We start from the raw sequence: 21,031 nt of genomic DNA, 5'->3' as shown, positions 1-21,031 counted from the left end.
TCATCTGACAAGATTTTGAGAAAATTCCCACATGATGGTGGCTGTCTCGACCTGGGCGCGCGCAACGGGCGCTGCGCTTGCCCTGCTGCTCGCCGCCCTATTGCTCTACGCCAGCCCCAGCCGGGCAGAGACCGCTGCCAGCGCCGCCCTGGCGCAGCAGCGGGGCAAGGCCGTGACCCAGGTGGTGTTGGGCATTTTCAGCTACGCGCGCTGGCCCAGTGAGCCGGCCCCGTTGCGGCTGTGCCTGATCGGCCCGACCGAATACGCCGATGACTTGATCAAGGGCACCGAGCAGAACTCTGGCAAGCCGCTGCAGACCCGTCGCCTTCTGGCCGACGATCCGCAAACCGCCGGTGCTTGCGATGCGGTGTATATCGGCAAGCTCGACCGTGGCCAGCGCGAGCGGTTGTTCCATGCCCTCAGCGGCCGGCCGGTGCTGAGCATCAGCGAAGCAGACGACCCCTGCACGGTCGGTAGCCTGTTCTGCCTGCGCGTGAGCGACGAGCAGGTAACCTTCGAGGTCAACCTCGATTCGGTAGCCCGCAGCGGTGTGCGTATCCACCCCAGCGTGCTGCAGCTGTCGCGTCGCCGCGCGGTGCAGCCATGATCCGCTCAGCCAGGCGCGACCGCCGGCCGACCCTGCGCGCTGTGCTCGGCCGCGGGCATTTGGGCGTGGCCCTGCTTGCGGTCGGCCTGGCTGGCCTGTGCGTGACCCTGCTTGGCGTGCTGGCCTTGCGCGTATATGCCAACCAGAACCTGCACCTGATCGCGCGCTCGATCAATTACACAGTCGAAGCCGCGGTGGTGTTCGACGACAGCGCCGCCGCCAACGAGTCACTGGCGCTGATCGCCGCCAACGAAGGCGTGGCCGACGCCAAGGTGTTCAACAGCGATGGTGAGCTGCTGGCCCGCTGGCAAAGGCCCGAAGACGGCGTGCTGGCGCCGCTGGAACGGTCGCTGGCAAGCAGCTTTCTGGTCGAGCCGGTGCACATGCCGATTCTCCATCAGCAACAGCAGGTCGGCCACATTGAAGTCACCGGCCAGGGCCGCAGCGTATTGCGCTTTCTGCTCAGCGGGCTGACCGGCATCCTCTTGTGCATGCTGCTCAGCGCCTGGGTCGCCAGCCACTGGTCGCGGCGCCTGTTCGGCGACATCATCCGGCCCGTGCGCAACCTTGCCAGCGTCGCCCATGCCGCCCGTCGCGAGCGCAGCTTCGACCGCCGCGTACCGGAAACCCACATCGCCGAGCTCAACGAGCTGGGCAACGACTTCAATGCCCTGCTCGACGAACTGGAGAACTGGCAGAACCACCTGCGCAGCGAGAACGCCACCCTGGCCCATCTGGCCAGTCACGACAGCCTGACCGGGTTGCCGAATCGCGCTTTCTTCGAGGGGCGCCTGAGCCGCACCTTGCGCACTGCCGAGCGTCACCAGGAGTATCTGGCGCTGCTGTTCATCGACTGCGATCACTTCAAGCAGATCAACGACAGCCAGGGCCATGCCGTTGGCGACGAGGTGCTGGTCACCGTTGCTGCGCGGGTGCGTGCGCAGTTGCGCGAGCATGATCTGGTCGCGCGGCTGGGCGGTGATGAGTTCGCGGTATTGCTGACCCCGCTGCAATCCTGCGAGGACGCCCAACGGATTGCCGAGAAGATCGTTGCCAGCATGAAGCTGCCGATAGCCCTGAACGATGGCACCAGCATCAGCGCCTCACTCAGCGTTGGCATCGCGTGTTACCCGGACGATGGCCATGACCCGGCCAGTCTACTCAATGCCGCTGATGCGGCGATGTACCAGGCCAAACGCGCACGCCGCGGCCAGTGGCATGTGGCGCATACGGAAAGTAGCGCCGCAGAATTTGAAAAAAGGAGCTGATCGTGTTGCAACTGTTTGTACGTTTGCGCCTGCCTTGCATGGCAGTGTTGTTGAGTCTGCTGGCCTTGAGCGGTTGCCAGAGTGTGCCACCGCCGGGACTGACTGCCGAGCAGATCGCCGTGCTCAAGCGCGAGGGCTTCACCCCCACCGATGATGGATGGAGTTTCGATCTGTCCGGCAAAGTGCTGTTCGGCAGTGATCTGGACAGCCTCAACAGCCAGAGCCGAACCATCGTCGAGCGTATTGGCCGGGCCTTGCTCAGCGTCGATATCCAGCGTGTCCGCGTTGACGGCCACACCGATGCCTCGGGCAAAGCGACCTACAACCAGCAACTGTCCGAACGCCGCGCCCAGAGCGTGGCCAAGGCGCTGATCGAGATCGGCATGCAACCGCAGAACATTCAAAGTCGCGGCCTCGGCAGCAGCCAGCCAGTCGCCGACAACCGCACCAGCGCCGGGCGCACGGAAAACCGCCGGGTGTCGATCGTGGTGGCGTCCAACTGAGTCAGTCCTGGGCGAAGCGCATCTCGCGTGATTCGCCTAGCAACAGCGGCGCATTGGCCTCGGTCACCTCGCGGATGTAATCCCACAACAGGGTAATCCGCTTGAGCTTGCGCAAATCCTCCCGGCAGTACATCCAGAACTGCCGGGTAATCGCGATCTCCTCCGGCAACACTGTCACCAGCCGTGGATCCTGTGCAGCCAGGAAGCATGGCAGAATCGCCAACCCCCGCCCTTGCAGCGCAGCCGTGTACTGGGCAATGACGCTGGTGCTGCGCAGGTGGGCGTGGGCGTTGGGGATCAGGTTGGCCAGGTACAGCAGCTCTGAACTGAAGGCCAGGTCGTCGACGTAGCTGATGAACGGGTGCTCGGCCAGGTCGCTGACCTGGCGGATCGGCGCGTGGTTGTCGAGGTAGTCCTGGGTGGCGTACAGGCGCAGGCGGTAGTCGGTCAGCTTGCAGCACACGTAGGGGCCATGTTCTGGACGCTCGAGGGCGATAACGATGTCGGCTTCGCGCTTGGACAGGCTGATGAAGTGCGGTAGCGGCAGGATGTCCACGGTGATCGCCGGCCAGGCGTCGACGAAGTGGCTCAGCTGCGGGGTGACGAAGAAACTGCCGAAACCTTCGGTGCAGCCCATGCGCACGTGCCCGGACAAGGCCACGCCGGAGCCCGATACCTGCTCACAGGCCATGTGCAGAGTGCTCTCGACGGATTCGGCGTAACCGAGCAGGCGCTGGCCTTCGTTGGTCAGGACAAAGCCATTGGTGCGCGACTTTTCGAACAGCAACGTGCCCAGCGCCGCCTCCAGCGAGCTGATCCGCCGCGACACCGTGGTGTAGTCGACATTCAGCCGTTTCGCCGCGCTGCTGGCCTTGCGCGTGCGCGCCACTTCAAGAAAGAACTTCAGGTCATCCCAGTTCAGCGAACTGAGGGAGGTAAGGTCTTTTTGCATGATGATCCGGTTTTTATGTGCGTTCTTATTGGATGTTTGCACATCTATACTCGAAATCAGCGCCTCGACGCCAGCCCCGCCTGGCGATCTCGTCTCCCACAATAATTCCAAGGAACGCGCAGATGAACGCACCCCAATCCCCGACCCAGACTCAGATTGAGCAGGTCAAGCTGCTGATCGATGGCCAATGGGTCGAGTCGAAAACCACCGAATGGCGCGATGTCGTCAACCCGGCCACCCAGCAAGTGCTGGCGCGGGTGCCGTTTGCCACGGTCGACGAGGTCGATGCTGCTGTCGCTGCCGCCCAGCGTGCATTCGCCAGCTGGCGCGACACGCCGATCGGGGCGCGCATGCGCATCATGCTCAAATTGCAGGCGCTGATCCGCGAGCACAGCAAACGCATCGCCCAGACCCTCAGTGCCGAGCAGGGCAAGACCATTGCCGACGCCGAGGGCGATATCTTCCGCGGCCTGGAAGTGGTCGAACACGCAGCGTCGATTGGCACCTTGCAGATGGGTGAGTTCGCCGAGAACGTCGCTGGCGGCGTGGACACCTACACGCTGCGTCAGCCGATCGGCGTCTGCGCCGGGATCACCCCGTTCAACTTCCCGGCGATGATCCCGCTGTGGATGTTCCCGATGGCCATCGTCTGCGGTAACACCTTCGTCCTCAAACCGTCCGAACAGGACCCGCTGTCGACCCTGATGCTGGTCGAGCTTGCGCTGCAGGCCGGGGTGCCGGCCGGTGTACTCAACGTGGTCCACGGCGGTAAGCAGGTGGTAGATGCGATCTGCACGCACAAGGACATCAAGGCAATCTCGTTCGTCGGTTCGACCGAGGTCGGTACCCACGTCTACAACCTCGGCAGCCAGCACGGCAAGCGCGTGCAGTCGATGATGGGGGCCAAGAACCACGCGGTGGTGCTGCCTGACGCCAACCGCACGCAAACCATCAACGCCCTGGTCGGCGCTGCCTTTGGTGCCGCCGGGCAACGCTGCATGGCCACCTCGGTGGCGGTGCTGGTCGGCAAGGCCCGCGAGTGGCTGCCGGACATCAAGGCTGCCGCCAGCCAGCTCAAGGTCAACGCCGGTTGCGAGCCAGGCACGGATGTTGGCCCGGTGGTCTCGAAACGGGCCAAGGAGCGCGTGCTGGGCTTGATCGAAAGCGGCATCGCCGAGGGCGCCAAGCTGGAGCTGGATGGCCGTGACGTCAGCGTGCCGGGCTATGAGCAAGGCAACTTCGTCGGCCCGACGCTGTTCTCCGGGGTCACCACCGAGATGCAGATCTACACCCAGGAAATCTTCGGCCCGGTGCTGATTACCCTTGAAGTCGACACGCTCGACGAGGCCATCGCCCTGGTCAACAGCAACCCGTTCGGCAACGGCACCGGCCTGTTCACCCAGAGCGGCGCTGCGGCGCGCAAGTTCCAGAGCGAGATCGACGTCGGCCAGGTCGGCATCAACATCCCGATCCCGGTGCCGGTGCCGTACTTCAGCTTCACCGGTTCGCGCGGCTCCAAGCTCGGCGACCTCGGCCCGTATGGCAAGCAGGTGGTGCAGTTCTACACTCAGACCAAGACGGTCACGGCCCGTTGGTTCGATGACGACAGCGTCAACGACGGCGTCAACACCACCATCAGCCTGCGCTAAGGAGGCTCCATGCGTATTGCATTCATTGGTCTGGGCAACATGGGCGCGCCCATGGCCCGCAACCTGATCAAGGCTGGGCATCAGCTCAACCTGTTCGACCTCAACCAGAGCGTACTGGCCGAACTTGCCGAGCTTGGCGGGCAGATCAGCGCCTCACCCAAGGACGCTGCGGCCAACAGCGAGCTGGTCATCACCATGCTGCCGGCGGCAGCGCATGTGCGTGGCGTCTACCTCAACGATGACGGCGTGCTGGCCGGGATTCGCCCAGGTACGCCGACCGTCGATTGCAGCACGATCGACCCACAGACCGCCCGCGAAGTGTCCAAGGCTGCTGCGGCCAAGGGCGTCGACATGGGCGATGCGCCGGTGTCCGGCGGTACCGGTGGCGCAGCGGGCGGCACCCTGACCTTCATGGTCGGCGCCAGCGCTGAACTGTTTGCTCGCCTGGAGCCGGTGCTCAAGGACATGGGCCGCAACATCGTCCATTGCGGCGAAGTCGGTACCGGGCAAATCGCCAAGATCTGCAACAACCTGCTGCTGGGCATCTCCATGATCGGCGTGTCCGAGGCGATGGCGCTGGGCAATGCGTTGGGCATCGACACCCAGGTGCTGGCCGGCATCATCAACAGTTCCACAGGCCGTTGCTGGAGTTCGGATACCTACAACCCATGGCCGGGTGTGATCGACACGGCGCCTTCCGCGCGCGGTTATACCGGCGGCTTTGGTGCCGAGCTGATGCTCAAGGATCTGGGGTTGGCCACTGAAGCTGCGCGACAGGCGCATCAGCCGGTGATTCTCGGTGCCGTGGCGCAGCAGCTGTATCAGGCGATGAGCCTGCGCGGCGATGGCGGCAAGGACTTCTCGGCAATCGTCGAGGGCTATCGCAAGAAGGATTGAGCGTCACGTGTCTTGATCGTGGCTCGAAGCGCCCTCCCACTGTAACTGCGCACCTGGGGGAGGGCGGTTCGAGTCGCGATTTTTTTTGCCTTGCGTTTAGCCGATCAACTCAATCTTTGATCAGGCAAAGACAAAATACTTGCGCACGGTTTCGACCACTTCCCAGGTGCCTTTCATGCCCGGCTCGATGACGAACACATCGCCGGCCTTGAGGTGCTTGGGCTCTTCGCCTTCCGGGGTGATGATGCAGTAGCCGTCGAGGAAGTGGCAGAATTCCCACTTGTCGTAGTTGACCTCGAACTTGCCCGGGGTGCAGATCCAGGTGCCCATGATCTTGCTGCCGTCAGCCGACAGGTAGGCGTTGAGGTTGACCGTGTGCGGGTCACCGCCAATGCGCTTCCACTTGGTCGCGTCGACTACCGGGATCGGGCAGGTTTCACGCAGGACGGTAATGAAATCGGACATGGCAGGTGTTCCCTTTGGGATGCTTATGGACGCATCACCATAGGGCTATCGCGCGTGGCCCAGTTGCCTGCGCTCGACCTCTACCTGCCTGCCCGCGCTATCGCCGCGCGGTTATGCCCACCAGTAACGCACAAAGTGAAAGAACACCGGCGCGGCAAAACACACCGAGTCGATGCGGTCGAGCATGCCGCCGTGGCCTTCGATCATGTGCCCCCAGTCCTTGACCCCGCGGTCGCGCTTGATCGCCGACATCACCAGCCCGCCGAAGAAGCCCATGGCGTTCACGGTCAGCGCCATCAACGCCGCCTGCCAGAAGCTGAACGGGGTGATCCAGCACAGCGAGGCGCCGATCAGGGTGGCCAGGGCTACACCGCCGAGCAGGCCCTCGAGGGTTTTCGACGGCGACAGGTTGGGTGCCACTTTGCGCTTGCCGAACAGCTTGCCGCAGACGTACTGCAGCACATCGCTGATCTGCACTACCAGGATCAGCCAGGCGATCAGCAGCAGGTTGCGGCCTTCGAAACCGGGGATGTCGAGGGTCATCAGCGCCGGCACCGCCGACACGCAGTACACGGCAATCATCAGCCCCCACTGCACTTTTGAGGCGCGTTCGAGAAAGCGCGTGGTATCGCCGCCAAAGCTGGCCAGAATCGGCAGCAACAGGAACAGGTACACCGGGATGAAGATGCTGAACAGGCCGTACCAGTCCATCGCGATCAGCAGATACTGCAGCGGCAATGCCACATAGAACGCTGCGACCAGCGCGGGGTAGTCGCTGCGCCGGGTTGGGGTCAGGGTCATGAACTCGCGCAGGGCATAGAACGACACGCAGTAGAACAGCACGATCACGCCGTACTTGCCGAACAGGAAGGCGATGCCGATCACCAGCACCATCACCCACCAGGCGTTGATCCGCGCATTGAGGTTGTCGATCACCGCATGGGGGCCGGCGCCGGCGCGCCACTTGAGCAGGCGGCCGATGATGCTGGCGAGCAGCAGCAGCGCGCCGATCCCGGCAAACAGCAAAACAGTGTTGTGGTCCATCTCAGGCTTCCTTGGGGGCCAGGTTCAGCAGGGCCTGGCGGGCCCGCTCGAGAAACGCGTGCTTGTCTTCAGCGGCCTGCACCTGCAGCGGTTCGCCAAAGCTCAAGGTGCACAACAGCGGCAGCGGCAGGGCGCGGCCCTTGGGCATGACCCGGTTGAGGTTGGCGATCCACACTGGCACCACTTCCATGTCGGGGTTGGCGACGGCGAGGTGGAACAAACCGCTCTTGAACGGCAACAGTGGCTCATCGCCGAGATTGCGCGTGCCCTCGGGGAAGAAGATCAACGAATCGCCACCGGACAGCGCATCAAGCACCGGCTGCAGCGGGTTGGCCTGGACTTCGCTGCGCTGCCGGTCGATCAGCACACCGTTGAATACCTTGCGGATGACGAAGTTGCGCAGGCCCGGTTTGGCCCAGTAGTCGGCGCCTGCAACCGGTCGCGTGCGCTGGCGCAGCGGCCCCGGCAGCGACGCCCAGAGCAGGACGAAGTCGCCGTGGCTACTGTGGTTGGCGAAGTACAGGCGCTGCACCGGCTGCGGCGTGCAGCCGAGCCAGAGGGCGCGGGCGCCGGTGATCAGGCGCGCGGCGGAGGTGATGGCAAAGGCAGTCAGGGCGGTGAGCATGGCACGGGTCTTATCCGATCAAAGGGAGTGTCAGCAGCGTAGTCAGGCACAGCGCGATCTGCAGGGCCAGGCACAGGCCTTGGCGGCGTAACAGGCCGAGCGCAGCCTGGCTGCGCGTGGTCCAGTCGCGCGGGTCGCTGGCGCTGGGTTTGAGGTTGAGGTCGAACAAGGCGCGGTCGAGCTGGCCCGTAGCGGCTGGTAGGTCGCTCCGCGAAGCCAGCTCGGCAAATAACTCGGCATCCAGCGCGACTCGCACCGCCAGGTATTTATGCACAAGGCCGAGTATCACCAGCAGGGCGCATAAGCCACTGCCCAGCAGCGGCAGTGGGGCGCCCAGCAGCGGCGCCAGGCCATAGCCCAGCGCGATCAGGCTGATGCCGTCGGACAGTCGCTCCAGTTGCTGGCCGCGGCCGAGCAGGCTGGCGGTTACGCGCAGGTGCATGCTTGCCCCTCCAGTTGCCTGAGCATGTGCTGGTGTGCGCTGCGCAGGACGATGCCCGGGCGCGCCTGGCGCAAGCGCAGTTCGGCTTCAGCCAGGCTCGTGCAGCGGCCACTGAGCAGCAACCAGGCGGCGACGGCGGTGGCGCTGCGCGAGTAACCCAGCGCGCAACAGACCAGCAACGGCCCTTGCTGGCGCAGCGTCTCGATAGCGTCGGCGGCGGCGCGGCACAGCTGTAGATCGGCGACCACCAGATCCAGGGCCGGCAGGCTACGGTAATGGTTTGCCAATGGTTTGGCTGCCAGGCATGGCAGTTCGGCACACAGGTCGACAATCGCCGAAAACTGCCCCGCCTCACCGGCTGCCGGAATACGGCCGAGGAAGACCCCGTCACAGATTTCGTCCGCCTGCGGATGGCGTCGCGTCCACAGCCGCGAGTTGATCCAGGCGCCGAGCAGGTAGGGTGCAAACAGCCAGCTGGCGGCCATCGACAGGCGCCCATCAGCGCCTTTTTGAAACGCGCTGGCACCGAGTACCGCGTAGCTCAAGGCCACCAGCAGCAGCGCCAGTGCCGGCCACAATAGCCACAGCCAGGCGCCGCCGGCCCAACTCGCCAAACCGGTGCACAGCGCAGCGCCCAGGGTGTAGTAAAGCGCCAGCCGCCAGCGCTTGGGATCCTGCGCCAGACGCGCAGCTTGCAACGGTGGTTGACCGTCGCGAGGCCACAGCCAGACGCATAGCAGCCCGACCAACGCACCGCTCGGCAAGTCGATGAAGTGGTGCTGCCAGGTGGTCAGCACCGACACCCCGATCAGCGCCATCCAGCCGTGCATCAGCCAGCGCCCACGCGGGTTGCGCAGGTGGCGGGCGAACATAGTCCAGATGATCACCAGCAGGGCGATGTGCAGCGAGGGCGCCTGATTGAACGGTTTGTCGAAGCCCATCAGCACATCGAACAGCCAGCCGAACAGGCCGCTCAGCTCCGGTCGCTCGAAGGTAAAGCGCAGCGGCCAGAGCAGAAAGCCGGCCACGCAGATCAGCTGCGCGCTCAACAAGGCCAGGGCGTGGCGATCCATCTCGCGGCGGTTGCGTGGCAGCAGAAACGACAGGCCGTAGAGCAGGTCGATGGACCAGTACGGGATGATCGTCCACGGCCACAACGGCATCTGGCTTTCCCAGCCGAACACCAGGCTGCCGACATCGGCACGGCCCGCCGTGTAGGTGTTGGCCAGGCCGTAGCTGAGAAAGAAAAACGGCCCGAGCAGCAGTAGCCACAAGACCCCACGACGGATCAGCCCGGCTTCACGCGCCATCACTCGACCCGCTGCGCCAGGCTGACACTGAAGATGCCCCATTCGTCGATGCGCTGGGTGATCTTGCGAAAACCAGCGGCGGCAACCAGCTGATCCATTTCGGCCTGGCTGCGTCGACGCATGACCCAGGCCTGACCGCCACGGTGGCTGGTCAGGGCGCGGGCGATCATCTCCAGCTGCGGGTGCCACGGCTGGCCGGTATAGACCAGATAGCCGCCCGTTTCGACGGCATCAGCCAGGCCGGCCAGCGAGGTGCTGACCATCTGGTTGCTGGCGAACAGTTCGTACAGCCCGGAAACCACAGCCAGGCTCGGGCGCGGCTCGAGTGTGGCCAGGCTCTGCCGGTCAAAGGCGTCGCCCTGGACGAAACGCGCGATATCGCCCAAGCCCTTTTCGGCAATCAGCGCCGTGCCCTGCTGCACATTCAGTTCGCTGTAGTCGCGCAGCAGGATCGAGTCCGGCAGTTGCTCGAGTTCCTGCAAGGCTTCAAGAATGTAGCGGCCATGGCCGGCGGCGATGTCGACGATATCGACTGTGCGGCCCTGCTCGCGCAGGCGCCGGATCGCTTCGCGCAGCAGCTCTTCGACATGCAGCTTGCGCTGGCGAATACCGCGCCAGCCAATGGCGTCGAGGTAGTTGCGGTCGATCATCTGGCCCAGCTTGCCCTTGCCAGTGGCCTGGTTGCGATAGACATAGTCAAGGGTGCTGCCGGAGTCGAAGCCGGTATCGAAGCCCAGCTTGACCCCGTCTGCCATGCCTTTGCCCAGGCGCAGGCCGGCGCGGGTGGCGCGCCAGTACAGATCCCGTGGCGAGTTGCGCGGCAGCTTTGCTGCGAGGCTTTCGGCTTCGGCGCAGCTGGCGCCGGACTGGTCGGCATCGAGCAGCGAAGGTGCCGCCAGCGGGGCATCGAAGCAGTGCTCGACGAAGCGCTTGATGCGCGGCAGTACATGGCTGCGGTCACGCTCGCCAAGGGTGTCGTGGAAGAACCCAGGCAGCAGGTGCAGCTCTTTGCGGGCACTGCCCAGGCGCTCGAAGAACTGCTCCTGCGGCGCCCGCTCGACCACCAGGTCGGCGCCCGAAACCAGCAATTGGGTCGGCAGTTGGATCGCCTGAGCGTCCGCCACTACCCGGTCTGCGGCTTCATACAGGCCGAGCAGCATGGTCACCGAGATGGGCCGGCTGATCAGCGGGTCGGCCACATACGAAGCCACCCGCTCCGGGTCGTGGGTGAGCAGCCGTGGCTTGACGTAGCTGTTGACGAAGAAGTTGCCGCGCGCGGCTTTCATCAGCTTCAGGCCTGGGCGGGCGAACGGCACGTAGAGTTTGACCTTGAACGCCGGCGAGGCCAGCACCAGGCAGCGTACCTTGGGCGCGTAGTCATGCGCCCAGGTGGCAATCAGCACGGCACCGACGCTTTGCGCCAGCACCACGGTGTTGTCTTCGGCGATGCCGTGGCGGGTTTGAATGTGCTCGATGAAGGTCTGCACATCGCGCACGCTGATGGCAAAGCTCGGGCTGTCGCCGCGCGCCCCTGGCGACTGGCCGTGGCCACGTGCGTCCCAGGCAAAGAAGTCATAGCCGGGCATGTCCAGTTCGTCTGCCAGGTGCGCCAGGCGCCCGCCGTGCTCATGGCCGCGGTGGAACATCACCACCGCCCGACGCGGCTGATGCTCGCTGCGGATGGCCGGCCAGTAGCGATAGTGCAGCTCGACGCCGTCATGGGTAGAGAAGTGCAGCGATTGCGCCTGGCGCATGGCAAAGGTCCTTTTGGCTGGCGGCGGTGCGGTCAGTGGCGACGATCAGTTGGCGTGGGTCAGGCCCTGACGTACCCGGTTGTAGAGGGTATAGAGCGAGAGCAGCAGAATCACCAGCAGCAGGCCGTTGATCCAGCTTGGATCGAGCAGGCCAAAGGCGACGCCGGTACCGAGCAGGCCAAAGGCAAACGCGCGATCGCTCTTGCCCATCGGCCCGTCGTAGCGCCGCGCTGCACCGGCCAGCGGGCCCATCACCCCCGCGTATTCGCTGATCAGCGCGCTCAACACCAGCACCACCACCAGCACGGGCGATACCCCGACCAGCAGGGCAAACGGCAGGTACAGCGCAGCGTCGGCGATCACGTCGCTCAGTTCATTGAGGTAGGCACCAAGCCTGGACTGCTGGCCAAACTCGCGGGCGAGCATGCCGTCCACCGCGTTGAGCGCCATGCGCAGCAGCATCCAGATCGGCAGCAGGATGAACAGCCCGTGGATGTCGGCAAAGCAGGCCAGCAGCAGGCCCAGCAGCAGCGAGACTATCCCAGCGGCAACCGTGACCTGATTGGCCGTCACCCCGCGGTCGTATAGGCGCTGCACGGTGGGCCGCAGCAGGGCCTGGAAGCGGGGTTTGAGCTGATAAATGGACGGCACGGGGAGATCCTTATCGGGTGCGCAATGAAAGCCAATCGGTGGATTGTGAGAAGCCCGGCCGCTGGCGGCAAGCGACATTTGTCAGCTATTTGAACGGCTCAACGTTTACCCGAGGCGGCGCTGAGCATGTCGATGCGTTGCACCTCGAAATCGCGCTCCAGATAGTCCATGCGCTGCGCGGCAAACTGCTGCATATGGGCCAGCGCGCAGTGCGCATCGAACGCCGCCTGATCGGCCCACACCTCATAGAAGATGAACAGGCTCGGGTCCTGCTGATCGCGCAACATGTGGTATTCGACGCAGCCCGGTTCCTGGCGGCTTGGTTCGACGTAGGCGCGGAACAGTTGCTCGAATGCTTCGGCCTTTTCCGGGCGGGTCTTGGCTTTGAGAATAAAGGCGTATTGAGCGTTCATGACTGCACCTTGCAAATAAGTGGAGAAGCGATTTTAAAGCAACAGTCTGGTGATGATTCGTGATTACAAGGCAAAACTGATTTGCCCAATGCTGGCTGTTTCCGCCACGGGCGAGCCTCTAACCTGCAGCCATCTGAAGTGCATCGGTCTGCGCATCGACACAGAACCTTAGAGGCTCGATATGAAAAAGATTCTTCTGCTCAATGGCGGCAAACAGTTCGCCCACTCCGACGGCCGCTTGAACGAAACCCTGCACGATGCCGCGCTGGCCTATCTGGACCGGGCCGGTTTCGATGTCAAACAAACCTTCATCGACGGCGGCTACGACATCAAGGAAGAAGTGCAGAAATACCTTTGGGCCGACGTGATCATCTATCAGATGCCCGGCTGGTGGATGGGTGCCCCGTACACCGTCAAACAGTACTTGGATGAAGTGTTCACCGAAGGCCACGGCAGCCTCTACGCCAGCGACGGCCGGACCCGCTCCGACGCTTCGCAGAAGTACGGCAGTGGCGGCCTGATCCAGGGCAAGCAGTACATGATTTCGGCCACCTGGAACGCGCCGCAACAGGCCTTCGACGACCCCAACGACTTCTTTGAAGGCAAGGGCGTGGATGCGGTGTACTTCCCGTTCCACAAGGCCAACCAGTTCCTCGGCATGAGCGGCCTGCCAACCTTCCTCGCCGTCGATGTGATGAAGCGCCCGGATGTGGCCGCTACCGTGGCAGCCTACGAGGCGCATCTGGCCAAGGTGTTCGGCCAGGCCCGGTAAGCGATGCGCGGCGTGACCGACGCGGCAGTTGCTTGCCCGGCAATAAACGGCCGACAATCCAGGCCTCATCCTGGCCCAGGCACTGCCGTGAAAACCCGCTCAGAAGAACTCCAGGTATTCGTCAGCGTGATCGACTGCGGCTCGATTTCCGCCGCTGCCGAGCAACTCGGGCAAACCCCGTCTGCGGTCAGCCGCACCCTGGCGCGGCTGGAAGGCAAGCTTGGCACCACGCTGATCAACCGCACCACGCGGCGCATGGACCTGACCGAAGAAGGGCGGTTCTTTGTACTGCACGCGCGGACCATCCTCGAACAGATGAGCGAGCTCGAAGAGCGCCTGTCGCTGCACCGGCAGACGCCGTCGGGGCGCCTGCGCATCAACGCTGCAGCACCATTCATGCTGCACGCGATCGTGCCCTGGATCGCTGAGTTTCGCGCGCTGTACCCGGCCATCGAGCTGGAGCTGAACACCGATGACCTGATCATCGATCTGCTCCAGCAAAGCACCGACGTCGCCATCCGCATCGGCGAGCTGGCCGACTCCAGCCTGCATGCGCGCTCGCTGGGCTGCAGCCCGATCCAGATTCTGGCCAGCCCCGAATACCTGCAACGCCACGGCGTGCCGCGCCAGGTCAGTGACTTGAGCGAGCACTGCCTGCTCGGCTTCAGCTCGCTGGACAGCCTCAACCAATGGCCGCTGCGCCACGCCGACGGCGACAGTTGGCGGATCCGCCCGCAGTTGACCGCATCCAGTGGCGAGACCTTGCGCCAGCTGGCGCTGGCCGGGCAGGGTATCGTCTGCCTGTCGCATTTCATGACCCACGAAGATATCCGCGCCGGGCGCCTGCACGTGCTGTTGAGCGAGGCCAACAATGGGTACCGGCAGCCGATTCATGCGGTTTACTACCGCAACACCCAGCTGGCGCTGCGGATTCAGTGCTTCCTTGATTTCATCCAGGCCAAGCTGGCGGCGTATGCCTGCTGAGCGCGTGGTACTGGTCCGGGATTGCCGGGGGTGCTGCGCACCCCTTTCGCGACACAAGGCCGCTCCTACGCCGACCGCGTCCACTCAGGCTGACGCGGCCCCAGCAATCTCGATCCTAAGAACCGTTCTAAAAACGACACGAATGACGCAATGCCGTCGTCCTGTGTCTGGTGCGTTTGCTTAGTCAAAACGCTTCAGTGTTAATAAGTGATCAACAAAAACAACACCAAGGAAGTGCTCATGCGTCTCGTCATGTTCCAGTCCATGGCCCTCGGGGCCGCGATCCTGAGCTGTTCGTCGGCCTTCGCGGTGACTCTTGAAGGTGGCGCAGTGGCCGCGCCCGATCAATATGGCGCACAGGTCGCCGCCGATATCCTGAAAAAAGGCGGCAACGCCGTCGATGCCGCCGTGGCCACTGCCTTCACCCTGGCAGTCACCTATCCAGAAGCCGGCAACATCGGCGGCGGTGGCTTCATGACCCTGTACGTGGACGGCAAAGCGTACTTCCTCGACTACCGCGAAGTGGCGCCCAAGGCGGCCACCCGCAATATGTACCTGGACGAAAAAGGCGAGGTCATCGAGAACCTCAGCCTGGTCGGCGTGCGCGCCGCTGGCGTACCGGGCACAGTAATGGGCTTGTGGGAGGCGCATCAAAAGTTCGGCAAGTTGCCCTGGAGCGAGCTGCTGACTCCGGCCATCGGTTACGCCAACAACGGCTTCAAGATCGCCCAGAAGCAGTACCAGTATCGCGACGATGCCCAAGGCCTGTTCAAGACCGCGACCAACTTCAACGATTATTTCGGCAGCATGAAAGTCGGCGAGCTGTTCAAGCAGCCGGAGCTGGCGCAGACCCTCGAACGCATCGCCGACAAAGGCGTCAGCGAGTTCTATCAAGGCAAGACCGCCGACCTGCTGGTTGCGCAGATGAAGGCCGATAACGGCCTGATCAGCAAAGACGACCTGAAGGACTACAAAGCCCTCTGGCGCGAGCCGATGGCCATCGACTGGCGCGGCAACGTGGTCTACACCGCGCCACCGCCAAGCTCCGGCGGCGTAGCACTGGCGCAGTTGCTCGGGATCAAGGAAAACCGCGCGGCAGACTTCAAGGGCGTCGAGCAGAACTCGGCGCGCTACATCCACCTGCTGGCCGAGATTGAAAAGCGCGTGTTCGCCGACCGCGCCGACTATCTTGGCGACCCGGCCTTCACCGAGGTACCGGTAGACAAGCTGGTGGCCAAGGACTACCTGAAAAAGCGCGCCGAGCAGGTCAACCCAACCGCCATCTCCGCCACCGACAAGGTCCGCCCGGGGCTGGAGCCGCATCAAACCACGCACTTCTCGATCGTCGACAAACAGGGCAACGCGGTCAGCAACACCTACACCCTCAACCTCGACTACGGCAGTGGTGTGGTGGTCAAGGGCGCAGGCTTCCTGCTCAACGACGAGATGGATGACTTCAGCAGCAAGCCCGGTACCGCCAATGCCTTTGGCGTGGTCGGCGGCGATGCCAACGCGATTGCTCCGGGCAAACGCATGCTGTCGTCGATGAGCCCAAGCCTGGTGACCCGCGACGGCAAGGTCAGCCTGGTCATCGGTACGCCGGGGGGCTCGCGCATCTTCACCTCGATCTTCCAGGTGATGAACAACCTCTACGACTACGACATGCCGCTGGCCAAGGCCGTTGCAGCGCAGCGCGTGCATCACCAGCTGCTGCCCAAGGACACTATCTACTTCGACAGCTATGCACCGTTGACCGGCAAGGTCGCCGACGAGCTGAAAAAGATGGGCTATGTGCTTGAGGATCAGGGCTGGGAGATGGGCGATATCCAGGCCATTCGCGTCACCGATGGCAAGCTTGAAACCGCCTCCGACCCGCGCGGTCGTGGTGTTGGCATGATCGTCAAGTAACGCCAGTGCTGCTCAGCCCGGCCAGCATTGCGCTGTCCGGGCTGAGCAGTTCACAAGGCAGCGGTCACACGCGGAACTTGCTTACCAGCGTCTGCAGATGACTGCCAAGGCGTGCCAGCTCGACGCTCGACGCGGCGGTTTCATCACTGGCTGCGGCTGTCTGTTCCGACACATCGCGTACATTGAGAATGCTCCGGCTGATCTCCTCGGCAACCGCGCTCTGTTGCTCGGCGGCTGCGGCGATCTGCTGGTTCATCGACTGGATGTTGGACACAGTGCGGGTGATGTTCTCCAGCGAACCACCGGCCTTGCGCGCCAGCTCGACGCTGCTTTCAGTCAGGTTGCGGCTGCCCAGCATGGCGTTGGCCACTTGCTGGGTGCCGTTCTGCAGGCTGGCGATCAGCTCTTCGATCTCTTCGGTGGACTTCTGCGTACGCTGCGCCAGGCCGCGCACTTCGTCGGCGACCACGGCGAAACCACGCCCGGCTTCACCGGCGCGGGCAGCTTCGATGGCCGCGTTCAATGCCAGCAGGTTGGTCTGCTCGGCAACCGACTTGATCACGTCCATGACACTGCCGATCTTCTGGCTTTCCTGCTGCAGCAGGTTCATTGCGTCAGTCGAGCGTTGGACTTCGTCGGCCAGGCGTTCGATCTGGTTGATCGCCTCGCCCACCACCCGGTCACCGGCACGCGCTTCATCATCGGCACCCGTTGCCGCGCGCGAAGCCTGTTCAGCGTTGCGGGCGACTTCCTGCACGGTCGCAGCCATCTCGTGCATGGCAGTGGCAACCTGGTCAGTCTCGACTTTCTGGCTGTTGGCACCGGCGCTGGTCTGCTCGGTCACGGCCGACAGCTCTTCGGCGGCGCTGGCAATCTGCGTTACGCCATCACGAATACCACCGATCAACTCGCGCAGGGTGCTGCCCATGCGGCTGATGCTTTGTTGCAGCACGCCCAACTCGTCACGGCGGGTGACCCGCAGCTCACTGGACAGGTCGCCACCGGCAATACGCTCGACGGCGTCCATGGTTTCGCGCAGCGGGCGGGTGATCTGGCGGGTGATGATGATCGCGGCGCATACCCCGACCAACAATGCCAGCAGGGTCGAGATGATCTGCAGATGGCGCGCCTGGTCGCTTTCGATGTCGCGGCGCTCGAGCTGGATCTTGTACAGGGCATCGCTGCGCTTGACGATGTCGGCACCTTGCATGGTCATCTCGGCGCGGGCCACGGCGATGGCGGCGGTGGCGTCGCGGAAGTCACGCACGGCCGAGCGGTAAGCCTGCACGCTCTGGTCGAACTGTTGCAGGCGGGTGCTTTCGTTGGGTAGCTGGCGCTTGAGGTTGTCGATCTCGACCAGGGCCGCGTCGAGCTGGCGCAGGGCGGCCTGTTCATTGGCTGCGCTGTTGTCAGCGATGTAGCCGCGTACATCGACGCGCACTTGCAGCAACTGCTGACGCGTCTTGCTGATGGCCTGATACTGGGCCAGGCGTACGCTGTCGACTTCCGGCTGGGCCAACACGTCGCGGCTGATCGCATCAAGGATCTGATCGGACTTGGCGGCAGTCTGGTTCATGTTCTCGCGGTTGGCGAGGGTGGTCTTGTAGCCCGCGCGCATCTTGCTCAGCGACAGTTTGTAGTCGCTGATGATCGCGCCCAGCTCGTTGAGCAGCTTGACGTTTTCAGGGCTCTTGAACGAGGCCACCAAGCGCTGCTGCTGGGCACTGAAGGTGTCCAGTTTGGTCTGGGTGTTGGCCGCAGCGGCGTCATCGCCGTTGGCGATCATGTACTGCAGACGTGCTACGCGCAGGTCGGTGAGGTCTTTGTTGAGCTGGCTGATGTCGCTCATCCAGTTACTGCGGTCGATCAAGCTGCCCAAGCTGTTCCAGCCGGTCAGGGCCAGCAGGCCGGTCAAAAGCAGGACCAGGCCAAAGCCCAGGCCCAATTTGAGGTTGACGCTGATGTTGGCAAACCAACTGTTCATGCACGCACTCCATAAAGATCATTCGCTCAGTTGTTGTCAATCGCTGGCGTTATTCTTCCCGGGGCCCGCTGATTCGTGCATGAGTTATCGGCCACAATCGGGCTAGCTGAAACGCTTTTTCAGCAGATTTGTAACTGTCTGAAAATCCGAGAGTTTTACTGCGGCATTGGCGTTAAAAAGCGGTGCATTCAACGACACCTCCTGAGCGCAAAGTGCTCAAGAGGCGTTGTTGCATGCAGATTGGCGGGGAATTACAGCGTGCGTGCGTTGAAGGTATCGCAGCGGTTGACGTCACCGTCGCTGAAGCCGGTCTTGAACCAGCGTACGCGCTGCGCCGACGTGCCGTGGGTGAACGAATCCGGCACCACGCGACCTTGGCCTTGCTGTTGCAAGCGGTCATCACCGATGGCGTTGGCGGCGTTTAGTGCCTCTTCGATGTCACCCGGTTCCAGCCAGTTCAGGCGTTTCTGCGCCTGATAAGCCCAGACCCCGGCAAAACAGTCGGCCTGCAATTCCTGACGCACCAGCAGGCCGTTGTCACCTTCCATCTTCTGCCCGCGCTGGCGAGCGGCCTGGACCTGATTGGAGACGCCGAGCAGCGTCTGCACATGATGGCCGATCTCGTGCGCGATGACGTAGGCCTGGGCGAAGTCGCCGGCGGCGGCAAAGCGCGTTTCCATTTCGCGGAAGAAGGTCATGTCCAGGTACACCCTCTGGTCAGCCGGGCAGTAGAATGGCCCGACCGCCGAGGAGGCGAAGCCGCAGGCCGAATTGACCTGGCCGCTGAACAGCACCAGCTTGGGGTCACGGTATTGCTTGCCGGCCTGGGCGAACAGCGCCTTCCAGGTGTCTTCGGTGTCACCCAGGATCGAGGCAACGAACGCTGCCTGATCATCATTGGCCGGCGGCGCCTTGCCTTCGACGTTGGCCGGCGCGCTTTGCTGCATCTGCCCGGTCAGTTGGCCGAGAATCTGCAGCGGGTCCTGGCCGGTCATCCAGCCGATGCCGACGATCAGCAGGATGGCGCCCAGGCCCAGCCCCTTGCCGCCGCCAAAGCGCATGCCGCCGCCACCGCCGCCGCCTGCACCGCGAGCATCGACCACATTGTCGCTACGCCGACCTTTTCGCCATTCCATCGAGCTTCTCCAAACCGCGAGGTTGAGGGTATAGATTAGTTCAGTGCTGCTGCCTTGTGCAGGCACGCTGCAAGGCATAACCAAACAGTTATGGCTAAGACCGCTGATTTCAATATTCATCCCATCCAGGCTATCGGAAACTGCAAGTCCGCCCGCCACGCACGGGCGCTCGCACAACTCCAATAAGAGGAACACCGGTATGCCTGCCGAGGACACCAGCCGCTTCGTGATCCGTGATCGCAACTGGCACCCGAAAGCGCTGACCCCAGATTACAAGACATCGATTGCCCGCTCGCCGCGCCAGGCGCTGGTCAGCATCCCGCAGTCGATCAGTGAAACCACCGGCCCGGACTTCACTCACCTGGGCTTTGGCCAGCACGACAACGACCTGCTGCTCAACTTCGACAACGGTGGCCTGCCGATCGGCGAGCGCATCATCGTCGCCGGCCGAGTGATCGACCAGTACGGCAAACCAGTGCCAAACACCTTGGTGGAAATGTGGCAGGCCAACGCCGGCGGCCGTTACCGCCACAAGAACGACCGTTACCTGGCGCCGCTGGACCCCAACTTCGGCGGTGTCGGCCGGGCCCTGACCGACCGCGATGGCTATTACAGCTTCCGCACCATCAAGCCCGGCCCGTACCCATGGCGCAACGGCCCGAATGACTGGCGCCCGGCGCACATTCACTTCTCGATCAGCGGCCCGTCGATCTCGACCAAGTTGATTACCCAACTGTACTTCGAAGGTGACCCGCTGATCCCGCTGTGCCCGATCGTCAAGTCGATCGCCAACCCGCAAGCGGTGCAGCAACTGATTGCCAAGCTCGACATGAGCAACGCCAATCCGATGGATTGCCTGGCGTACCGTTTTGACATCGTTCTGCGCGGTCAGCGCCAGACCCACTTCGAAAACCGCTGAGGAGCCGCGACATGCCAATTGAATTGCTGCCGGAAACCCCGTCGCAGACTGCCGGCCCTTACGTGCACATCGGCCTGGCCCTGCAAGCAGCGGGTAACCCGGTTCGGCCGAGCGAAATCTGGAACACCCTGGCGCGCCCTGAAGCCGCCGGCGAGCACATCCTGCTGATCGGTCAGGTCTACGATGGCAATGGCCATCTGGTGCGTGATTCGTTCCTGGAAGTGTGGCAGGCCGATGCCGACGGCCAGTACCAGGATCAGTACAACCTGGAAAACCCGTTCAACAGCTTTGGCCGTACCGCCACCACCTTCGACTCCGGTGACTGGACGCTGCACACGGTCAAACCGGGTGTGGTCAAGAATGCCGCCGGCGTGCCAATGGCGCCGCACATCAACATCAGCCTGTTTGCCCGCGGCATCAATATCCAACTGCACACGCGGCTGTATTTTGATGACGAAGCCGAGGCCAACGCCAAGTGCCCGGTGCTCAACCTGATCGAGCAGCCGCAACGGCGCGAGACGCTGATTGCCAAACGCTGCGAAGTCGACGGCAAGACTGCCTATCGCTTCGACATGCGGATTCAGGGCGAAGGCGAGACGGTGTTCTTCGACTTCTGATACAAGCCTGAAACCAGCCTACGCCAGCGAGGCCCCCAAAAGCCTCGCTGGCGCCGGCATCAGTACATCGCACTGCTCGTCTGCCGGGCTGCGCAGCTGCAAGCGCTGCGGGTGGGTCAGGCGGCTGTAGC

21 protein-coding genes are annotated in these 21,031 nt (G+C 63.3%); 10 read left to right on the top strand and 11 right to left on the bottom strand.

Going from position 1 to position 21,031, the window contains the following annotated elements:
• Positions 1-34 precede the first annotated feature (34 nt).
• Genes CXQ80_RS19995 through CXQ80_RS19985 form a run of 3 tightly spaced genes read left to right on the top strand, consistent with a single transcriptional unit; the run spans position 35 to position 2,378 of the window.
• Entirely contained in the window at positions 35-607 is a 573-nt protein-coding gene (locus CXQ80_RS19995; RefSeq protein WP_101323107.1) for a YfiR family protein, read from the top strand.
• Entirely contained in the window at positions 604-1,875 is a 1,272-nt protein-coding gene (locus CXQ80_RS19990; protein ID WP_101322118.1) for a diguanylate cyclase domain-containing protein, read from the top strand. Before CXQ80_RS19995 ends, CXQ80_RS19990 begins: the two co-directional genes overlap by 4 nt.
• A gap of 38 nt (positions 1,876-1,913) precedes the next feature.
• Positions 1,914-2,378, top strand: coding sequence for an OmpA family protein (locus CXQ80_RS19985; RefSeq protein ID WP_101323106.1), 465 nt, complete (start codon positions 1,914-1,916; stop codon positions 2,376-2,378).
• A gap of 1 nt (position 2,379) precedes the next feature.
• Here CXQ80_RS19985 and CXQ80_RS19980 read toward each other — a convergent pair whose 3' ends face one another.
• On the bottom strand, positions 2,380-3,330 hold the full coding sequence (locus CXQ80_RS19980; protein WP_101322117.1) for a LysR family transcriptional regulator: 951 nt from the start codon (positions 3,328-3,330) through the stop codon (positions 2,380-2,382).
• Positions 3,331-3,452: 122 nt separating this feature from the next.
• Between CXQ80_RS19980 and CXQ80_RS19975 the strand changes: the two genes are divergently transcribed.
• Positions 3,453-4,979, top strand: a complete 1,527-nt coding sequence (locus tag CXQ80_RS19975) for a CoA-acylating methylmalonate-semialdehyde dehydrogenase (protein ID WP_101322116.1) — start codon at positions 3,453-3,455, stop codon at positions 4,977-4,979.
• Between the two features lie 9 nt (positions 4,980-4,988).
• The gene (gene mmsB, locus CXQ80_RS19970) at positions 4,989-5,876 is read left to right on the top strand and encodes a 3-hydroxyisobutyrate dehydrogenase (protein ID WP_101322115.1); all 888 of its coding nucleotides are present in this window, start codon (positions 4,989-4,991) and stop codon (positions 5,874-5,876) included.
• A 120-nt stretch (positions 5,877-5,996) separates the two neighbouring features.
• On the opposite strand, the gene CXQ80_RS19965 is transcribed toward mmsB, so the two are convergent.
• The 8 genes from CXQ80_RS19965 to CXQ80_RS19930 form a co-directional block, all read right to left on the bottom strand.
• The gene (locus CXQ80_RS19965) at positions 5,997-6,341 is read right to left on the bottom strand and encodes a cupin domain-containing protein (RefSeq protein ID WP_101322114.1); all 345 of its coding nucleotides are present in this window, start codon (positions 6,339-6,341) and stop codon (positions 5,997-5,999) included.
• Between the two features lie 111 nt (positions 6,342-6,452).
• Positions 6,453-7,385, bottom strand: a complete 933-nt coding sequence (locus CXQ80_RS19960; RefSeq protein WP_101322113.1) for a phosphatidate cytidylyltransferase — start codon at positions 7,383-7,385, stop codon at positions 6,453-6,455.
• A gap of 1 nt (position 7,386) precedes the next feature.
• Positions 7,387-8,010 carry a lysophospholipid acyltransferase family protein gene (locus CXQ80_RS19955; protein WP_101322112.1) on the bottom strand — a complete coding sequence of 208 codons (624 nt, stop codon included), beginning with the start codon at positions 8,008-8,010 and terminating at the stop codon, positions 7,387-7,389.
• Between the two features lie 10 nt (positions 8,011-8,020).
• Positions 8,021-8,452 carry a hypothetical protein gene (locus CXQ80_RS19950; protein WP_101322111.1) on the bottom strand — a complete coding sequence of 144 codons (432 nt, stop codon included), beginning with the start codon at positions 8,450-8,452 and terminating at the stop codon, positions 8,021-8,023.
• Positions 8,437-9,762: a phosphatase PAP2/dual specificity phosphatase family protein gene (locus CXQ80_RS19945; protein ID WP_101322110.1), complete on the bottom strand. Its 1,326-nt coding sequence runs from the start codon at positions 9,760-9,762 to the stop codon at positions 8,437-8,439. The genes CXQ80_RS19950 and CXQ80_RS19945 overlap by 16 nt, the downstream gene beginning before the upstream one ends.
• On the bottom strand, positions 9,762-11,516 hold the full coding sequence (locus CXQ80_RS19940) for a bifunctional alpha/beta hydrolase/class I SAM-dependent methyltransferase (RefSeq protein ID WP_101322109.1): 1,755 nt from the start codon (positions 11,514-11,516) through the stop codon (positions 9,762-9,764). Before CXQ80_RS19940 ends, CXQ80_RS19945 begins: the two co-directional genes overlap by 1 nt.
• A 45-nt stretch (positions 11,517-11,561) precedes the next feature.
• Positions 11,562-12,167 (bottom strand): CDP-alcohol phosphatidyltransferase family protein, encoded by a 606-nt coding sequence (locus CXQ80_RS19935; protein WP_101322108.1) that lies wholly within the window; start codon positions 12,165-12,167, stop codon positions 11,562-11,564.
• Positions 12,168-12,265: 98 nt separating this feature from the next.
• Positions 12,266-12,580, bottom strand: a complete 315-nt coding sequence (locus CXQ80_RS19930; RefSeq protein ID WP_101322107.1) for a putative quinol monooxygenase — start codon at positions 12,578-12,580, stop codon at positions 12,266-12,268.
• Positions 12,581-12,761: 181 nt separating this feature from the next.
• Between CXQ80_RS19930 and CXQ80_RS19925 the strand changes: the two genes are divergently transcribed.
• The 3 genes from CXQ80_RS19925 (at position 12,762) to ggt (ending at position 16,244) form a co-directional block, all read left to right on the top strand.
• Positions 12,762-13,352, top strand: a complete 591-nt coding sequence (locus tag CXQ80_RS19925) for an NAD(P)H-dependent oxidoreductase (RefSeq protein ID WP_101322106.1) — start codon at positions 12,762-12,764, stop codon at positions 13,350-13,352.
• An 87-nt stretch (positions 13,353-13,439) separates the two neighbouring features.
• Complete coding sequence (locus tag CXQ80_RS19920; protein ID WP_101322105.1) at positions 13,440-14,336, top strand: LysR family transcriptional regulator; 897 nt, start codon at positions 13,440-13,442, stop codon at positions 14,334-14,336.
• A gap of 240 nt (positions 14,337-14,576) precedes the next feature.
• Entirely contained in the window at positions 14,577-16,244 is a 1,668-nt protein-coding gene (gene ggt / locus CXQ80_RS19915) for a gamma-glutamyltransferase (RefSeq protein ID WP_101323105.1), read from the top strand.
• A 64-nt stretch (positions 16,245-16,308) separates the two neighbouring features.
• Here the strand turns inward: ggt and CXQ80_RS19910 are convergent, their stop codons facing one another.
• Positions 16,309-18,228 (bottom strand): methyl-accepting chemotaxis protein, encoded by a 1,920-nt coding sequence (locus CXQ80_RS19910; protein ID WP_101322104.1) that lies wholly within the window; start codon positions 18,226-18,228, stop codon positions 16,309-16,311.
• A gap of 251 nt (positions 18,229-18,479) precedes the next feature.
• Positions 18,480-19,364: a neutral zinc metallopeptidase gene (locus CXQ80_RS19905; RefSeq protein WP_101322103.1), complete on the bottom strand. Its 885-nt coding sequence runs from the start codon at positions 19,362-19,364 to the stop codon at positions 18,480-18,482.
• Positions 19,365-19,563: 199 nt separating this feature from the next.
• Here CXQ80_RS19905 and pcaH point away from each other — a divergent pair, with 199 nt between their 5' ends.
• Both pcaH and pcaG read left to right on the top strand, forming a co-directional pair.
• A complete protein-coding gene (gene pcaH / locus CXQ80_RS19900; RefSeq protein WP_101322102.1) occupies positions 19,564-20,283 on the top strand; it encodes a protocatechuate 3,4-dioxygenase subunit beta in 720 nt (239 codons plus the stop codon).
• Between the two features lie 11 nt (positions 20,284-20,294).
• Positions 20,295-20,900 (top strand): protocatechuate 3,4-dioxygenase subunit alpha, encoded by a 606-nt coding sequence (gene pcaG, locus CXQ80_RS19895; protein WP_101322101.1) that lies wholly within the window; start codon positions 20,295-20,297, stop codon positions 20,898-20,900.
• Positions 20,901-21,031: the final 131 nt, after the last annotated feature.

This window comes from Pseudomonas sp. 02C 26 (assembly GCF_002843585.1).
Taxonomy (GTDB): Bacteria; Pseudomonadota; Gammaproteobacteria; order Pseudomonadales; family Pseudomonadaceae; genus Aquipseudomonas; species Aquipseudomonas shirazensis.
The sequence above is the reverse complement of the archived record's forward strand: the minus strand, read 5'-3'. Positions and strand labels throughout refer to the sequence as shown.

Bases quoted from the DNA above. Each gene is read 5' to 3' on its own strand.
- CXQ80_RS19925 (WP_101322106.1), top strand. From the start codon at position 12,762: ATGAAAAAGATTCTTCTGCTCAATGGCGGCAAACAGTTCGCCCACTCC.
- CXQ80_RS19905 (WP_101322103.1), bottom strand. From the start codon at position 19,364: ATGGAATGGCGAAAAGGTCGGCGTAGCGACAATGTGGTCGATGCTCGC.
- CXQ80_RS19975 (WP_101322116.1), top strand. From the start codon at position 3,453: ATGAACGCACCCCAATCCCCGACCCAGACTCAGATTGAGCAGGTCAAG.
- mmsB (WP_101322115.1), top strand. From the start codon at position 4,989: ATGCGTATTGCATTCATTGGTCTGGGCAACATGGGCGCGCCCATGGCC.
- CXQ80_RS19990 (WP_101322118.1), top strand. From the start codon at position 604: ATGATCCGCTCAGCCAGGCGCGACCGCCGGCCGACCCTGCGCGCTGTG.
- ggt (WP_101323105.1), top strand. From the start codon at position 14,577: ATGCGTCTCGTCATGTTCCAGTCCATGGCCCTCGGGGCCGCGATCCTG.
- CXQ80_RS19955 (WP_101322112.1), bottom strand. From the start codon at position 8,010: ATGCTCACCGCCCTGACTGCCTTTGCCATCACCTCCGCCGCGCGCCTG.
- CXQ80_RS19995 (WP_101323107.1), top strand. From the start codon at position 35: ATGGTGGCTGTCTCGACCTGGGCGCGCGCAACGGGCGCTGCGCTTGCC.
- CXQ80_RS19910 (WP_101322104.1), bottom strand. From the start codon at position 18,228: ATGAACAGTTGGTTTGCCAACATCAGCGTCAACCTCAAATTGGGCCTG.
- CXQ80_RS19980 (WP_101322117.1), bottom strand. From the start codon at position 3,330: ATGCAAAAAGACCTTACCTCCCTCAGTTCGCTGAACTGGGATGACCTG.
- CXQ80_RS19945 (WP_101322110.1), bottom strand. From the start codon at position 9,762: ATGGCGCGTGAAGCCGGGCTGATCCGTCGTGGGGTCTTGTGGCTACTG.
- pcaG (WP_101322101.1), top strand. From the start codon at position 20,295: ATGCCAATTGAATTGCTGCCGGAAACCCCGTCGCAGACTGCCGGCCCT.
- CXQ80_RS19960 (WP_101322113.1), bottom strand. From the start codon at position 7,385: ATGGACCACAACACTGTTTTGCTGTTTGCCGGGATCGGCGCGCTGCTG.
- CXQ80_RS19940 (WP_101322109.1), bottom strand. From the start codon at position 11,516: ATGCGCCAGGCGCAATCGCTGCACTTCTCTACCCATGACGGCGTCGAG.
- CXQ80_RS19985 (WP_101323106.1), top strand. From the start codon at position 1,914: ATGGCAGTGTTGTTGAGTCTGCTGGCCTTGAGCGGTTGCCAGAGTGTG.
- CXQ80_RS19950 (WP_101322111.1), bottom strand. From the start codon at position 8,452: ATGCACCTGCGCGTAACCGCCAGCCTGCTCGGCCGCGGCCAGCAACTG.
- CXQ80_RS19965 (WP_101322114.1), bottom strand. From the start codon at position 6,341: ATGTCCGATTTCATTACCGTCCTGCGTGAAACCTGCCCGATCCCGGTA.
- CXQ80_RS19930 (WP_101322107.1), bottom strand. From the start codon at position 12,580: ATGAACGCTCAATACGCCTTTATTCTCAAAGCCAAGACCCGCCCGGAA.
- pcaH (WP_101322102.1), top strand. From the start codon at position 19,564: ATGCCTGCCGAGGACACCAGCCGCTTCGTGATCCGTGATCGCAACTGG.